Origin of the sequence: Staphylococcus sp. GDY8P57P (genome assembly GCF_017892585.1) — a bacterium.
Taxonomy (GTDB): Bacteria; Bacillota; Bacilli; order Staphylococcales; family Staphylococcaceae; genus Staphylococcus; species Staphylococcus borealis.
Window position 1 is genome coordinate 1 of the sequence record NZ_JAESLK010000130.1, and the last position, 516, is coordinate 516.

Below are 516 nucleotides of genomic sequence, written 5' to 3' on the forward strand. Positions count from 1 at the left end.
AATAGCGTCTTTACTTTCATGAGTTAAATACTTATACATGCTTTCAATATTATCTATTATTTCTATATGAGAAACTGAACTATTACCTAAATGACGCTTAACTTTATTTCTAACACTTTCTATCGTCACAGGATTTTTAGCAATATAAATAACGTGATAATGAGGTTTTTTATAAACTATACCACCATTATCAATTATCTTTTTATCTTCAGTTAACATGCTTTCATATTGAAGTTCACTGACATCACTATCATGTAAAGGACTAACTGCCATTGGCACACCAATCTTTTCCATACATTCTTCCCAATTATCAGGCATGCTTTCAGGGTATAAAATAAACATAAAGTTTCTTGCTTTTGTCTTTTTCTTATCCATAATGTATAATTTTGTTGAACATAAACCATACCTATTTTATCGAGCGTTCTACTGCCAATTGAACGCTCTTTTTTATGTTCAATTTCCTCCTTTCTGATAATTTTCTAATGCTACTGTTATAACAGCTGATTTCGATAATCC

Annotated in this window: 1 protein-coding gene; it reads right to left on the reverse strand. The window is 29.8% G+C overall.

Going from position 1 to position 516, the window contains the following annotated elements; translation table 11 throughout:
* The coding region (locus tag KA878_RS13940; RefSeq protein ID WP_281059646.1) for a Rep family protein at positions 1-375 on the reverse strand (375 nt) is incomplete at its 3' end.
* Positions 376-516: the final 141 nt, after the last annotated feature.